At 64.7% G+C, this 12,881-nt stretch carries 14 protein-coding genes and 1 pseudogene; 5 read left to right on the top strand and 10 right to left on the bottom strand.

Annotation, left to right across the window (positions count from 1 at the left end; genetic code table 11):
* Positions 1–358 precede the first annotated feature (358 nt).
* On the top strand, positions 359–883 hold the full coding sequence (locus A5788_RS01715; RefSeq protein WP_049699368.1) for a DUF1697 domain-containing protein: 525 nt from the start codon (positions 359–361) through the stop codon (positions 881–883).
* Between the two features lie 2 nt (positions 884–885).
* On the opposite strand, the gene A5788_RS01710 is transcribed toward A5788_RS01715, so the two are convergent.
* From A5788_RS01710 to A5788_RS01675, 8 genes are all read right to left on the bottom strand, one after another.
* Positions 886–1,368, bottom strand: a complete 483-nt coding sequence (locus A5788_RS01710; RefSeq protein ID WP_064868162.1) for a hypothetical protein — start codon at positions 1,366–1,368, stop codon at positions 886–888.
* Positions 1,369–1,418: 50 nt separating this feature from the next.
* A complete protein-coding gene (locus tag A5788_RS01705) occupies positions 1,419–2,384 on the bottom strand; it encodes an isopenicillin N synthase family dioxygenase (protein WP_064864039.1) in 966 nt (321 codons plus the stop codon).
* A gap of 33 nt (positions 2,385–2,417) precedes the next feature.
* A complete protein-coding gene (locus A5788_RS01700; protein ID WP_064864047.1) occupies positions 2,418–2,870 on the bottom strand; it encodes a MarR family winged helix-turn-helix transcriptional regulator in 453 nt (150 codons plus the stop codon).
* A gap of 81 nt (positions 2,871–2,951) precedes the next feature.
* Positions 2,952–3,695 (bottom strand): hypothetical protein, encoded by a 744-nt coding sequence (locus A5788_RS01695; protein WP_049699365.1) that lies wholly within the window; start codon positions 3,693–3,695, stop codon positions 2,952–2,954.
* Complete coding sequence (locus tag A5788_RS01690) at positions 3,692–4,108, bottom strand: CoA-binding protein (RefSeq protein WP_064864045.1); 417 nt, start codon at positions 4,106–4,108, stop codon at positions 3,692–3,694. The genes A5788_RS01695 and A5788_RS01690 overlap by 4 nt, the downstream gene beginning before the upstream one ends.
* A gap of 11 nt (positions 4,109–4,119) precedes the next feature.
* Positions 4,120–4,992, bottom strand: coding sequence for a hypothetical protein (locus tag A5788_RS01685; RefSeq protein ID WP_064864037.1), 873 nt, complete (start codon positions 4,990–4,992; stop codon positions 4,120–4,122).
* A 1-nt stretch (position 4,993) separates the two neighbouring features.
* Entirely contained in the window at positions 4,994–6,304 is a 1,311-nt protein-coding gene (locus A5788_RS01680; protein WP_064864035.1) for an NAD(P)/FAD-dependent oxidoreductase, read from the bottom strand.
* A gap of 3 nt (positions 6,305–6,307) precedes the next feature.
* Positions 6,308–6,628 carry a hypothetical protein gene (locus A5788_RS01675; RefSeq protein WP_064864033.1) on the bottom strand — a complete coding sequence of 107 codons (321 nt, stop codon included), beginning with the start codon at positions 6,626–6,628 and terminating at the stop codon, positions 6,308–6,310.
* A 96-nt stretch (positions 6,629–6,724) separates the two neighbouring features.
* On the opposite strand from A5788_RS01675, the gene A5788_RS01670 reads away from it, so the two are divergent.
* Positions 6,725–8,425, top strand: coding sequence for an FAD-dependent oxidoreductase (locus tag A5788_RS01670; protein ID WP_064864031.1), 1,701 nt, complete (start codon positions 6,725–6,727; stop codon positions 8,423–8,425).
* A 2-nt stretch (positions 8,426–8,427) separates the two neighbouring features.
* Here the strand turns inward: A5788_RS01670 and A5788_RS01665 are convergent, their stop codons facing one another.
* Positions 8,428–9,510 carry an alpha/beta hydrolase gene (locus tag A5788_RS01665; RefSeq protein WP_064864029.1) on the bottom strand — a complete coding sequence of 361 codons (1,083 nt, stop codon included), beginning with the start codon at positions 9,508–9,510 and terminating at the stop codon, positions 8,428–8,430.
* Positions 9,511–9,576: 66 nt separating this feature from the next.
* Between A5788_RS01665 and A5788_RS01660 the strand changes: the two are divergent.
* A pseudogene (locus A5788_RS01660) lies at positions 9,577–10,439 on the top strand (ribokinase).
* Here A5788_RS01660 and zapE read toward each other — a convergent pair.
* Complete coding sequence (zapE, locus tag A5788_RS01655) at positions 10,418–11,311, bottom strand: cell division protein ZapE (RefSeq protein WP_197494431.1); 894 nt, start codon at positions 11,309–11,311, stop codon at positions 10,418–10,420. The pseudogene A5788_RS01660 and the gene zapE sit on opposite strands and share 22 nt — an antisense overlap.
* Positions 11,312–11,481: 170 nt before the next feature.
* Here zapE and A5788_RS01650 point away from each other — a divergent pair, with 170 nt between their 5' ends.
* Positions 11,482–12,063: a TetR/AcrR family transcriptional regulator gene (locus A5788_RS01650; RefSeq protein WP_064864043.1), complete on the top strand. Its 582-nt coding sequence runs from the start codon at positions 11,482–11,484 to the stop codon at positions 12,061–12,063.
* Positions 12,064–12,106: 43 nt separating this feature from the next.
* The coding region (locus tag A5788_RS01645) for a DUF222 domain-containing protein (RefSeq protein WP_156525425.1) at positions 12,107–12,881 on the top strand (775 nt) is incomplete at its 3' end.

The raw sequence follows: 12,881 nt of genomic DNA, 5'->3' as shown, positions 1-12,881 counted from the left end.
TATGCGATCGTCGGCAGCGTCAGATGTGTATAAGAGACAGCCCGCCGACCAACCCAACAACCGCGGTGATGCGCGTACCGTCGGATCCAGTGGGTCCATCTCCCGCGGGTCCGCGGAAAGTGCATTGCACATGAACCAGCCAGTACCAGTTCCACCGCCCACGCCGACGCCGGCTCCTGAGCCGATTCCGGAACCCCCGCCAGAGCCGCCGATCCCGGTCCCCGCGCCAGAACCGATTCCTGATCCAGGCCCGACTCCTCCCTCACCAGAGCCACCCGAGCGGCCCCTCGTGATCTGAAAGCTCGGGTCAGGACCAACGACGCTAACAGAGCGCCAAAGTCGGTGAGACACTGTAAACATGCCACGTCGAGCAGTACTGATCAGAGCGATCAACGTCGGTGGTGCGAAGGTTCCGATGAAGGAATTGCGCAGCATCGCAGGCGATCTCGGAGCAACCGACATCTCGACGTACATCGCTTCCGGCAACCTGATCTGCACGCCACCGGCGGCGCCGAACCATTTCGACAGAGCACTCGAGGCGGCAATCGAGCAGCGCTACGGATTCTTCCGCGAAGTGATCAGCCGTTCGCGCGACGAACTCGTGACCGCTCTCGACACCCACCCGTTCGACGTCGTCGACGAGAAGTTCTCGTACGTCTACTTTTTGGTGGATACGCCACCGGAGGATCGACTGAAAGCGTTTTCGGACAAGGTCTTCGGCAACGATCTCTCCCAGGTCATCGGCTCCGACCTCCACATCCGCTACGCGGAGGGCGCAGGCACCTCGAAGCTGACGGCACCCGTGATCGCACGAGGACTCGGCGTGCAGGGCACAGGGCGCAACCTACGGACCGTCCGCAAGCTGATCGAGCTGACCGCCTAGTGTCAGGCCCGCCCGATCGTGCTGATCGCGGCGTCGATATCGCTGCGCTGCTGCTCCGCGGGCGTCTCCCACAGCTTCTTCGGTAGTTCTTCGAGTTCGACGATGGCGGCGTCGATCGCTTCGAGTTCCGAGTCCCGCTCCTCCTCGGGGAGGGTCGAGACGTGAATGAGCTTGTCGTCCAAGTCGAAAACTGCCGCGTCCAGACGATCGCGCTCGGCCACCAGGCCGGCGTCGTTGGCGATCCACGGGTTCTGGTGGACGTCGGCGATGGCATAGCGGATTCGACGGTGCATCCGCGCCTCCCGTGACGTCGACGTCGTCCAGTCGTCAGGGGCGCGGCTCGGCTGGCCGGGGATGAGGTCGTTGGAGCGCGCGAAGCGTCGAACCCGCTTGTCGGAATCGACGGCGAACCACGCCGCTCCTGCCAGAATGATCAACGCGACCGCAATGGTCACGATGATGACTATCCACGCGACCGCGCTCATAACTGGACTCCCTGCACCGACATCTCACCCGACACGGACATAGTCCGACCTTAGCCGTGGTGCCGCGCCGCGACGTCGGGATGCGCGCGTGTCCTCGACTTCCACGCGTTCTCCCCGTACGTCGAGTAGAGCGGGTTGGCCGGATCCTCTTCGACGCCGCGCGAGAGTTGCGCGAGGTCGGGCGGTAGGGCGAGCGTCGGGACCCGGGCGTCGAGCGCCGGGTTGAGGAAGTAGGGAATCGAGATCCGGTCGGTTCCCGGCGCCGGAGCGAGTACCCGATGCCGCGTCGCCCGCAGGAAGCCGCCCGTCGCGACCTCGAGCAGTTCTCCGATGTTCACGATGAACGCACCCTTGAGCGGCGGTGCGTCGATCCACTCGTCGGCACCCGCCTCCACCTGTAGGCCGGTCGAATCCGGTTCGACGAGCAGCAGCGTGAGCACACCTGAATCCTTGTGTGCGCCAACGCCTTGCGATGTCTGCGTGGTGCCCGGATAACGCACCACCTTGATCAGAGTGGCCGGTGCCGTCGCGAAGGCGTCGTCGAAGACGGTCGCATCGCCGGTGAGTGCGTGCGCCCAGTGACGCAACAGCTCGAGCCCGACCCCCGACAGCGCTGCGTCCCACTTCTCGAACGCCGGACGCAGCTCCGGAAGGGCGGACGGCCACTGGTTCGGCCCCTGCAGATTCCAATACCCCTGCGCGTTCTCGATCACGTCGCGCTCGGGCCCGATATCGATCTGCTCGCGCCAGTCGACTTCCGAGTTGGTCAGTTCGCCACCGAGGCGTGAGTAGCCACGGAAATGCGGACTCTCGAGCTGGCTGATCTCGTCCTTGGCATCAGCGGGAAGCGCGAAGAAACGCCTGGCCAGCGCCAGGATCTCGTCGATCTGCTGTTGCGGGACGCCGTGTCCGACGAGGTAGAAGAAGCCGACTCGGTGCGTCGCGTCGAGGAGCGCGGATTCGAACCCCGCGGGATCGGAGGCGGCCGTCGAGAGGTCGATGATCGGTAGACCCATCAGTCCATTATCTACCCGAGCTAGAACGGGTCCCTACGCGCTCGGCGCCTTCGCCGCCGCAACCGCGGCAGTGTTGACGCGCGTCAGGGCTCGGTGCAACTCTTCGAGATCAGACAGCTCGACGCCCAGTGCATCGACGACGGCCCCGGGAATCGACAACGCCTGCTCACGCAGTGCACGACCCGACGACGTGAGATCGACGTCGACGTTGCGTTCGTCGTCGCCGCGACGCCTGCGCACGATGAGTTGCTGTTGTTCGAGTCGCTTGAGAAGCGGAGAAAGGGTCGCGGAGTCGAGTTGCAGCACCGCACCGATATCTTTGACCGCTCTCGGTTCCGACTCCCAGAGCGCGAGCATGACCAGATACTGCGGATGCGTCAGGCCGAGCGGATCGAGCAATCGGCGATAGATGCGCAGTACCGAACGATTCGCCACGGCCAACGCGAAACAGACCTGCCGCTCCAGGAGTAGCGGGTTGGTGTCCATGTCGTGCGGATCGGCCGTGTCCTGCGAACTCACCTATTCAGTGTGTCATATTCAATCGCTCGCTATCGATTGGCGAGCTGCTCAGGCGGCAGTGCTCGGTGCTTCGGGGTCGGGCTGCGAAGGCCTACCCGCGACGAGGTCGGCAAGCTTCAGTCCATAGGAACCGAATTGCGCGTCGAAATGCTCCGCGCGATACGTGGCACGGTCCTGTTTGGCCTTCGAATAGTGCTTGCGTGCCCAACGAGAACCCGGGCGCGCCAACCGAACTGCGCCGATCCACGCGACCGGCGGGAGGTACGCCCCGATGACGGCCGTCGAATACTTGCCCTTGGCCACGCAGACGAGCAGCACACCGATGTGCACGACGAGGACCACGAGAATCACCACGTGGCCTGCGCCGAACCGTGCCGACTCGTCGTCGTCGGTGGTGACGGGATTGAGACCGAGCAGCAGTAGCCCGAGTGCCGCCACAGTGAGGGCAACGACCTGCACCGAGAGCTGCCCCTCACGCGACCAGTACACGTCCTGCATGTGCAGGATCATCGCGAACTCGTCGAGCACCAGCGACGCCCCGATGCCGATCAGCACTGCCGCGATCTCGCCGGCGGGCGCCGTGCCGTCGGCCGCCACGGACGTGATGGCGCCGATGATCAACAGGATGATCCCGGGTACGGCGTGATGGATGTGCACGCCACCGGAGACGTTGTTGCGGAACGGCCCCTTGCCGGCACGGATCAGGCGGGTGATGACGCGGGTGATGACGAACGTCAGCAGGAACGCCACGAACAGCAGCGCCAGTGGTAGTCCCGCCGGACCGTGGTTCATCGCTTCGGCGTGATCCCGGTGCGTTGCTGCTCGATCTTGAGGCACCGATCCTCGACGTAGAGCAGTCCGGCTTCCTCGGCGATCGCACGCGCCTCCGGTGACGTGATCCCCAGTTGCAACCAGAGCGCCTTGGCGCCCGCGGCGACGGCCTCGCGAGCGATCTGCGGGCAGTCGGCCGACGGTCGGAACACGTCGACGAACTCCACCTGCTCCGGAACGTCGGCGAGAGTCGGGTAGACGGCCTCTCCGACTATCGTCTCGGCAGTGGGATTGACCGGGATGATGCGCCAGCCAAGCGACTTCATCAGGGCGGGAACCCCGTTCGACGGCTTGGCTGGGTTGGCGCTTGCCCCGACGACAGTGATCGTGTCGAAGGTGCGCAGGATCTGTTCGGCGACATCATCGGTGCTCATGGTGCCCAAGTCTAGGTGTGCACTCCCTGCGCGGCGGGCTGCTCGCCTTCCTCACTCGTCAACCACGCAACCAGCGACGCACCGATGATCGCGCACACGAAGCCGACGACCGCGAGCCACTCCAGTCCGTCGACGGCCTTGTCTCCGAGGAACACCACACCGACGATGGCGGGAAGACCTGTCTCTCCGACGACGAGCACTGCGGTGACGGCGTTGACCGGTCCGACCTGCAGCGCAAGGGTCTGGATGTAGAACGCCATGGCACCCGCGATGGCGATGGTCCATGCTGCCGGATCCTTCAGCACCGTGAGGGGGTCGAACGGGGAGACGCCGTCGAGCACACGCACCGCGACTGCCAGCGCGCCGTACATGAGACCCGCGATCGCGCCTCCGAAGATGGCTCCGCGACTTCCGAGTGCCCGCATGACCGCGACGCCGAGTGCCGCAACCGCCGTGGTGATCACGAACAGCGCCCAGTGGAATTTCATGTCAGCGTGTGTCGACGCCTCTTTGGACGCCGATGCGCCGAGTACACACAGCGCGAACACGACGAGCAGGATCGCCGCCCAGTCTTTTGCGCGCAGCGCGGTATGGAGCATCACCGTGCCCAACAGTGCGGTCACGATGAGATTGCCCGCCACGATCGACTGCGCGAGGAACAGCGGCAGGAATCGCGCCGCGACCGCGCCTCCGATGAAACCGAGCATCACGGTCAGCGTGCCGAGGAGAAACGTCGGATTGGTGAACGCGGCTAGCGCACCGCTCGCCGATCCGCTGTTGCCGGAACCCTGTGCCGCCTCTTGTGCCCCTTTGGCACGCAGGACCGTCGAAAGTCCGTATGCCAATGCAGCCAGACACGCCGCGACGATACCGATGACGTACATGTCACTCGTCGGGGTAGGGCTGATGCGCTCTGCGAGGGTCGCCGTAGGTGATCGCTCGTTCGCTTCGAGTTCCGGTGATCAGCGTTGCCGACCAGGTCACCAGCGCGCCCATGCGGTTCCGAACGCCCGCGAGGAAGGCCACGTGGATCACTCCCCACGCGAGCCAGCCCAAGGTTCCCGACATTTCCAGCGGACCACTCTGCACGATGGCATTTCGTCGCGCGATGTAGGCGGCATTTCCGAGGTCGTGATACTTGAAAGGTTTACGTTCTGATTGTCCCGCAACGAGATCCGCGATCACGCCACCGACGTGACGCCCACCCTGCATGGCCACCTCTGCCACGCCCGGCAGTTTGTTCAACGACGACGTGTCGCCCGCGACGAACACCTCGGGGTGCCCCTCGACGGAGAGGTCGTCGCGCACCGGAATCCGACCGGAGCGGTCGGCCTCGACGCCGAGTGCCTTGGCGAGAGTACGCGCGAACGGGACAGCCTCGACGCCCGCTGTCCACAACGTCGTCCTGGCCTTGTATGTCGTGGTCTCGTCGGTCTTCTTGTCCTTGGTCGTGACCGTGTCCTCGCCGACGTCGACGACATGGACACCGAGATGGGTTTCGACGCCGATCTTGTCGAGTGTGCGCTGGGCCTTCTTGGACAGCGACTCGGTGAACGACGGCAGGATGCGATCAGCTCCGTGGAAGAGGAGAACCCGGGCTTCGGTCGGGTCTATCGAATCGAACTCTCGACCGAGTGCGAGCGTCGCCAATTCGCGTATCTGTCCGGCGATTTCGACGCCGGTAGGGCCCGCGCCTGCGACAGCGAAGGTGAGCCACTTCCGACGCTCCTCGGGATCGGTGAGTGTCTCGGCAATCTCGAAGGCGCCCAACACTTGTCGTCGAATCGCAAGCGCGTCGTCGAGCGTCTTCATGCCGATCGAGTTCTCGATCGCGTCGTCGCAGCCGTGATACGCGGTCCGCATGCCGGTCCCGACGACGAGGTAGTCGTAGCTGATCTGGGCTGGACTGCCGTCGGCACCGAGAACGGTGAGAACCTTTGCCGCGACGTCGATATCGTCGGCCTCGCCGAGCACCACGTTGACGTTGCGCTGACGTCGAAGCAGATGCCTGATCGGGCTGGTGATGGCACCTTCCGAGAGCACGCCGGTTGCGCACTGGTAGAGAAGCGGCTGGAAGAGGTGGCTGGTGCCGCGATCGACGACGGTGATCGAGACCGGCACCTTCTTGAGTCGCCGAGCTGCGTGTACTCCGGCGAACCCGGCTCCGATGATCACTACGTGTGGCTTGGCGGCCATGTTTCAGGCTCCCGTGTGAGAGGTGGTGGCGGTGCGGGAGGTGACCGCGTACGTCGCGGCGCCGAAAGCACCGGTCACCGCGAAGACCGATGGCCATGCGCCGATCTTCTCCGCGAGTGGGTGCGACAGCCCGAACGCTGCGAGGTAGCCCGTGAGAAGTCCGGCCGCCGGTCCCGGCCCCCTGCTCAGCCACTGGCGCGTGCACCAGGCGCCCGCAATTCCGAGGACCACGCCCCCGAGTGGACGTTTGCCGGTGTACCGTGCGGTCGCATATCCGCCGATCAAGCCAGCACTGGCAACACCGACAGTGGGATCCACATGCATGCCGGTCAGCCTAGCAATGGTTGAGGCTGCGCCGCGTGGTTGCGCGTTGAGCTGAGCGCCCACTCGACCGACGCCGATTCCTGCCACACTGGAGCCATGGGTGACCAACCCGCAATCGTGCTCGTGTCGTCCGGCCACGCAGAGCAACTTCGCGGCGAGTTCGGCCGGTACCTCCGTGACTATCGCATCGAGTGTGCGGAGTCGGCCGTCGGAGCGGTCGTGCTCCTCGGCAGCCTTGTGGGCGAGGGGGTTCCGGTGGCGCAGATCGTCGTCGAGTCCGAGTTGCCCGACATGTCGGTGTTCGAGGCGCTGAGCACTTTCCGAAGCATCGTGCCGACGGCCAAGCGTGTCGTCGTCATCTCGTGGGAGAACTTCGGCGCCCACATCGAGTTGCTGCGACCCGCCCTCGCGAAGGGCAAATTCGACACATTTTTGCTCATGCCGCGCGGCGCTCGCGACGAAGAATTCCACTATGCGATCACCGAGATGCTCTCGGATTGGGGAGCGACTGTCGCGACCCCGGTCGTCGATTCCGTTCGTGTCATCAGCGACTCGTCGTCGGCGCTCACGCTCGGCATCAGGGACATCCTCGACCGCATGGGGATGCCCAATCGGGTGTACTCCAGCGACAGCGTCGAGGGGCAGGCAGCCATCGCGCTGTACGACTCGGGTGGCGCGCCCGTTCCGTTTCCGCTCGTCCACTCCATGGCCCCGAAGTTGCGTAACCGTGTGATCGCTCCGGGCACAGCCCGCGACGTGTCGGCGCTCATCTACGGGCGGCCGTCGGATGTGGACGAGGACGAGATCGTCGACCTGGCGGTCGTCGGCGCGGGACCTGCGGGACTGGCTGCCGCCGTGTACGGCGCTTCGGAAGGCTTGTCGACGGTGGTTCTGGAATCCGATGTCGTTGGGGGACAAGCGGGTACGAGTTCGATGATCCGTAACTACCTCGGCTTCCCGCGCGGCATTTCCGGCATGCGTCTCGCGCAACGAGCCCGCACGCAGGCAACACGTTTCGGTGCGCGCTTCTACTCCGGATGGCCGGTCGACGAACTGCGACTCGGCGTCGATGACGCTCCGCATCGCCTCTGCACCGAGGGTGGCGACGTGTTGGCGCGAAGTGTGCTCATCGCGAGCGGTGTCGCGTATCGACGACTCGGCGTCGAATCGCTGGAATCGCTTGTCGGGTCTGGTGTGAACTACGGTGCGGGGATGTCCGCGGCACGCGAGATGGACGGACGGGACGTGTTCGTCGTCGGCGGTGGCAACTCAGCGGGCCAGGCCGCGATTCATCTCGCCCGCTTCGCGCGCTCGGTGACGATTCTGGTTCGACGAGCAGACCTCACCGAGACGATGTCGCAGTATTTGATCGGCGAGATCGCCTATCACCCGCGGATCACCGTGCGTGGTACCACCGAGGTCATCGACGGCGGTGGCGATGGTCAACTCGAATGGCTCGAGTTGTGCGACACCGTCACTCGCGTTAGCGAGCGGGTGAGCGCAGGCGGACTGTTCTTGCTGATCGGTGCCGAACCGCATTGCGACTGGCTGCCCGCCAGTATTGCGCTCGACGATCGCGGCTTCGTACTGACCGGACGCGACGTTCCGAAGGATCAGTGGCCCGGCGAACTCCCGCCACCGAACCTCGTCACAAGTGTCGCAGGGGTTTTCGCCGCGGGCGACATCAGGGCACAGTCGATGAAGCGGGTCGCCGCATCGAGTGGCGAGGGAGCAAGCGCCGTCCCGATGGTGCACGCGTGGTTGGCAGCTCGGCGGACAGCATCAGCCGAGAGCTGACGTCACTTGTGCTGCAGCACTTCTCGCGTGTCGAGATCGTCGAGGAACTCCTCGACGCGCGGCCACGTCTGTTCCGCAGCGGCGTCGCCTGCGATCAGGCCGAGATGACTGGTCTCGACGGTCTGGAAGTGCACGTCGCTTGAGCCGCTGAGAAGTTCGACGCCGTGATGCGCAGCTTCCCAGCTCGCGATGGCGTCGCGGTGGCTGCCGAAGAGTTGGATGGGCTTGCGTATCGTCGTGAGATCGACGATACGACCGTCGAAATCGACTACACCCGAGGCCAATTCGTCGCGATAGACGAAGTTCTCCCACATCTGGAGCGACACCTTGCCCGCGTAGCCCGGCATGGCGTTTTGGAATCGGTCGATGACCTGCATGCGGGCGAGTGCCTCGTGGTCGTCGGCGTTGCGCAGGATGTAGAGCGGCTTCTTGAGTTCACGGTCGGCGGCCAGCGCGCGGTAGGCGATGCGCACCAGTGGCGCGGGAATGCCACCCATCACCTTGAGCGCGCCCGTGATCGGCACCCCGCCGACCGGCTGCATGACCCGTTTGACGAGCGGGTATGGCGTCACGGCGTCGTAGTCGAGCGGTGTACCGATCGCGGTGATCGAGCGCACCGGCAGGTCCGGGTGCGCCGCGATCATCAGGAGCGACACGGTCCCGCCCAGGCTCCACGCGGCGACGTCGACCTCGGCGGCGGAGTAGTCGGTGAGCACGCGGTCGATCGCCTGCGGGACGATGTCGTCGAAGTAGGTCTCGAAGCCGACCTGCCGGTGTGCCTGCCCGACGTCGCCGAAGTCGACGACGTACGGGATGCGTCCCGCGGCGAGGAGATGCTCGACGGCCGACTGCCCCGGCCCGAGGTCGTAGCAGCGAGCGGGCACCGCAAGCGGCGGGACCAGCAGGATCGGTGGCCTTCCCGACGCGCGGGCGGAGTCAACCTGCTCGGCGGTGCCGTAGCGACGCAGCGTGCGCTGCGGATCGTCGAAGAGGGTGACGTGAGGCGTCTGTATGTCTGGTGCAACCTGATGTCCGCCGAGGATGCGCGCCAGTGTCTGCACTCGTTTCCATCGTGATGCGGCCATCAGCTCTCCTCTATCGCGGTGATCGAACAGCAATCTACGCGACCGGCCGAACGGCATACTCGGGGTATGGAGGCAACAGGTTCAGGAGTGGTGGCGGTCGTCGGAACGTTGAATCTCGACCTGGTGGTCATACTCGCCCGCAGACCCGCCGTCGGCGAGACGGTCCTCGGTCGGTCGTTGACCGAGCGTCCCGGCGGCAAGGGAGCCAATCAGGCACGAGCCGCCGCCGCGGTCGCGTCAACCGCGTTGGTGGGGGCGACGGGCACCGACTCCGCCGGAGACCGGATGGTGTCTGATCTCGTCGACGCGGGCGTCGACGTCACGTACGTGCGTCGGGTATCGGGCACCAGCGGCCATGCGGTCATCGAAGTCGACGACGATGGCGACAACAGCATCATCGTGATCACCGGCGCCAACAGCCAACTGACCCCCGACGATGTCGGCGCGGCACTCGACGCGCTGCGCCCCGCCGTCGTGATCACGCAGTTGGAATCACCCACCGAGGTCACCCCGCTGCAACCGCGAAGTGGTGCCACGACAACGAGATTCGATTCGTCCTCAATCCCAGCCCGACGGCACCGGTCGACCCGTCGATACTCGCCGAGGCCGACCCGCTGATCGTCAACCAGATCGAGGCGGCGTACTACGCCGATTTGCCAAACGATGCCGAGCCCTCTGAGCTGGCACGAAAGTTGTTGACCATCAGCGGATCCGTGATCATCACGCGAGGCGGCGACGACGTGGTGGTCGCCGGGAGCGGATCGCTGGACATCCTCGACGTTCCGCAGGTCGACGTCGTGGATACCACAGGCGCAGGCGACGTCTTCGCGGGCACGCTTGTTGCGCATCTCGCCAACGGCACAATGCTTCTCGACGCCGCACGCGCCGCGAACAGAGCGTCGGCCGATCACGTCTCCACGTCGAGATGAGTCGAGTTGACTGTGGGCCGCAGCATCGACAATCGGCTGAATGTGCGGGCCGCGTCGGGCGGCGACGGCTGCGCGCGGAGGATGTCGCGTGGAGTTCCCCAAGACACAATGTGCAGTACGACGTCCCGGTCACAACAGATGTCGACCAGACTTCCCAAGCGTCGCAGCGGTTCTCGATCAGCGTGGGCAAGATCGGGTACGTCACGGAGAGTGATCTCGCGGAAACGCTCGGTCAGCGCGAGGTACTCCCGCGTCCCCAGCGGCCGCTCGCAGAGCTCGGCGAACGTGACTGCCGCCGCTATGGCGTTGTGTAGAACCTCGACCGACTGGCCGTTCATATCGATTCGTTCGGGCAACATCCCGGCGATCTGCTCAGACTCCGTCGGTGACCAGGTTCCGGAGGAAAAGCCGTGTCGTGGCGCGGCGGCGCACCTTCGGTAGTCGTCACCCTCGCCAATCCAAATAACCGAGAACTCTCTCTCAATGAGGTCAATCGCCTGTTGAAACCGGTAGTGCATCAAGGGGTTTGGAAGCAGCTGTTGCGGCGGATAGTTCGACGTCGCAATGAATAGTGTCCCGTCGCGGACGATGCGTCGAAGAGTTGCGGTGAGGTAGATGGCGTCGGCGACGTCGTGGACGTGAAACTCGTCGAACATGACCGCCGTCGAGCCAGCTAGCAACTCGTCGAGCGCGTCGTCGACAGTCCCTCTTGTGGATGCGATGAGGTGGTCGATCGCAGCGAAGACCTCGTAGAAGTGGAAGCGACGCTTTGATGCGGTGGGGATTGCGTTGAAGTACAGGGACGACAACGCGGTCTTGCCTCGCCCCGGATCTCCCCAGAGGTAGAAACCATTACCTACATTGAGCGCCATGGATGTCATCGTTTCACGTTGTGCGACATCGAGTTTCAGGTTCGATCCAACCACTACAGCGAAGAACGCCTCACGCATTGATTCCGCGGCCTTCTGTCGCACGCGACGTCGCATCTAGTCACCTCGTCTCGATTACTCTATATTTGTAGAGTAACCGAACGGAGATGTCGATGCCCCGACCCGGCGACCGCCGCCCACTCATCTGCGACTGTGCGATCACACTGCTCGCCGACGGTGGCGCACGCGCGCTGACACACGGCGCCGTCGACCGCGCCGCCGGACTGCCGAAGGGTTCGACGTCGTATTACTTCCGGACGCGCGACGCGTTGATCTCCGCAACCATCGAACGAATCCGTGCGCACTCGCGTGACGCCATGAACAACGCCGAGCCGATCGGTGAGATATCGGTCGACGCCGCAGCGGTGTTCATCGCCGAACAGCTGGCGGCGTTTACTGGCGTTCGACGCCCCGACGCGATCGCGGTGTTCGCGCTGCTGCCCGAGGTTCGTGAAAATGACTCGCTGCGAACAGAACTCAGCTCGTGCTTGTTCTCGCTAGATCGAGCCACCGCGCTACTCGAGGTGTTGGGATCGTCGACGCCGCGTGAGGACGCCGCCGACCTCATAGCGTTCCTGTCCGGGATGTTGTTCGACACCTTCTTCGGAATACGCAGTCGCGCTGTCGGCGGTGTCCGACCGGCTTCGGAATCCGTTGCGCGGCTGCTCCGGCAGATGATTTCCACAGCCCGCTGAGCACGGAACGAAAATTGTCAGACCTCGTCTGTATGTTCGATGTATGTCCTTGGAAACCTTCTCCGACCCGGCCGGCGCGGCCGACGCCACAGGCGTGCCCGCGTCGCAGCCGCCGGTGCTCGCGCGCGTCGCCGAGGACGAATCTCTGTCGAAGACCGATCTGGTCGAGGTGATCGCGCACTGCGCATCGACCATTGCTTCTGCACAGTTCCGCCTGTTGACGGCGATCAGTCTCATCCACGAGGAACACGAAGAAGACTACGGCGTCGAGATCGGCGAACTCACCGACGGCCGAGCAGACTCACCGGAAGCGGTGCGCGAGTTCGCTGCTCGAGGACAGACCGGTGACGACCCTCGCGCACAGTACGGCCCCAATGGTGTGGAACGCACCATCGCCGACGTCGGCGCAGTCTTGTCGCTACCGCCGGGTCGGGCACGCGAGTTGATCATCGACGCCCACGCCCTGCGCTACCGACTCCCCTACACCTCCTCACTCCTGGCCTGCGGGCGCATCGATCTGCAGCGGTTCCACATCGCTGTCGCCCGCACCAGCCTGTGCGGACCGGACACCATCGACGAGGTCGACGCCCGCCTCACCGCAGCACTCTCGGCACGCGATCATTTGTCGACGACCCGTTTTGCTGCGCTCGTCGATTCTGTTGTCGCCCAGGTCGATGCCGACGCCGTCAAGCGCCGTCGTGCCCGCATCGACGCCGACCGCAACGTCCAGGTCCGCCCCGATCGGTGGACTCCCGGCCAATCCCGACTGACCGGCACCGTGCCCGCCGCCTCGGGTGTGTTGATCGACCAACGCCTCA

Origin of the sequence: Gordonia sp. 852002-50816_SCH5313054-c, assembly GCF_001665925.1 — a bacterium.
Taxonomy (GTDB): domain Bacteria; phylum Actinomycetota; class Actinomycetes; order Mycobacteriales; family Mycobacteriaceae; genus Gordonia; species Gordonia jacobaea.
The sequence above is the reverse complement of the archived record's forward strand: the minus strand, read 5'-3'. Positions and strand labels throughout refer to the sequence as shown.